The sequence below is a fragment of the Alteromonas sp. KS69 genome (assembly GCF_003989595.1).
GTDB lineage: Bacteria > Pseudomonadota > Gammaproteobacteria > Enterobacterales > Alteromonadaceae > Alteromonas > Alteromonas naphthalenivorans.
Genome location: NZ_PYHU01000053.1, coordinates 1 through 1,921 on the forward strand (window position 1 = coordinate 1; position 1,921 = coordinate 1,921).

Below are 1,921 nucleotides of genomic sequence, written 5' to 3' on the forward strand. Positions count from 1 at the left end.
CTTCGATAAATCTCGACATGTGATTGAAACCTATCAATTTTTTGATAGTTTATTGTACCAATTCAGATATCAATTGAGGATCGATACTTAAGACCGATTGATCATATAAAAAGACTGCTTAGACCAAAAGGTGATCAATAGTTTTCACACAGCCTGTACGTGAAGCGGACATTTGCACTTTGGGGGGCAGAGGTCGGCTATGAACGAAACCGGACATTGGTGAGAGAATTTTTTAAAGCGTCCCTTTAACAATCATTTGGATATTTTTGACCAAACTGATTTATCATCCGCCAATCATTAGCCGAAACGCCCTTGAATTACATACTAATTTAATAACAGATAAATAAATACTAATGGTACTGTTCTTTTGAGATAAGCGATGTTGTTATTTAGTACCTAATAATAATTTGGTTATATCTACTACTTTTAAAATTGCTTATTAACTCATAACGTTTAATATTTAAATTCGCTTACTTAAATAACCTGGTTTTATGGTTACTAGATTTTCGGACAGTCGTAATGAATGGAAAGATGCATTTATTGGTCGAGAGAGAGAACTTGCTTGGCTGAAGCAAAATTGGCAGGAAGTATTTGAAGACTGCGGAACTAGAGTGTGTGTGTTACAAGGAGATAGCGGTTTTGGTAAAACACGGACTGTCCAAAAATTTTATTCGTGGCTTAGTGAATCGGATATCTATGATCCAAACAGTTATTGGCCTGACAACCTATTCCAGTCAAACAATGATTTGCAGGTAAATCCGCAATTCGATGATTTTGTGTCCAGTAACTCAAAAGAAATGCCTTGGCTCTGGTGGGGGGTTCGGTGGGATGACCCTAATAGAAGAAACATTGATGCTGGCGATCCTTGTGAATTCATTAATTATACTGGTGCACTCGCAGCACATCGGGAAACGATTAGTGCTGGAGTTGGTGTAAGAAATAAACTTCACAACGCGGGTTTAATTGCTTTAGATATCGCAACACCTTTTATAGAAACCTTAAGCGGGTATGGTCTTTTAAAGTCTTCTATTGACGGTGCTCTTGCCATAAAAGATGCGATTACAGAAAAGGTCGGAAAGAATAGTACGATAGCAGAACAACAAACTAAAACTGAGAAACAAAAAAGAGAAGATATACTAAATTTTTTTCTGTCTATGCTCGACCATAGCGTAAGCAGTCACAGTACCATACCTATGATTTTATTTTTAGATGATGCACATTGGATGGATGAAGCGTCAATCAAGGAGATTGTAGAACCTCTTTTAAGCACTAGTATTGCAAAAAAATTACGTTTAATGATGATTATTACGTCTTGGGAAAAAGAGTGGTATTCCCAGCTTGATGCAGAAAAAATTTCATTTCCCGAAGTATATGAAAGAGTGACATCAAACAAAGCTTATGTAGGTTCGATTAAAAACATTGGTCGAGTTGAAGGTTTGGATCAAATTGTTCATCACGCATATCCGGGATTGAGTAAATCGCAGGGATTACGAATATTAAACAAGTGTGATGGCAATGTACTTTTACTTCATGAAATTCTTCTTTGGATTGGCACCGAAAATAACAGGTATTTTTTTGATGGAAAAAACCAAAAGTCACATCTAAGTCCTGTTGGTGAAAAAGAAATTGAATATGCACAGTTCGATTTAGAGCAGCTCCAGAATAAACGTTTTAGTGAATTGACTTATGAGATTAAGCTTTTACTTAGTGCCGCAAGCATTCAAGGTATGGGGTTTTGTTCTGAGTTGCTTTATAAAACTATAAATCACAATACAAAGTGGTTTGATGTTGCAACTGAATATGAATCTCACCTTTTTCAATCAATACGGCCCCACTCAGTTATTTATTCTAAAGATAATGAATACTTCGAATTTAAAAATAAAGTTTATCACCGAGCAGCCAGGGCAACCGCATGAGTGCT

The 1,921-nt window shown here is 36.2% G+C and carries 1 protein-coding gene; it reads left to right on the plus strand.

Features of this window, described 5'->3' with window-relative positions:
* Window positions 1-491 precede the first annotated feature (491 nt).
* Window positions 492-1,916 carry a hypothetical protein gene (locus tag C7Y69_RS20845; protein ID WP_126874046.1) on the plus strand — a complete coding sequence of 475 codons (1,425 nt, stop codon included), beginning with the start codon at window positions 492-494 and terminating at the stop codon, window positions 1,914-1,916.
* Window positions 1,917-1,921: the final 5 nt, after the last annotated feature.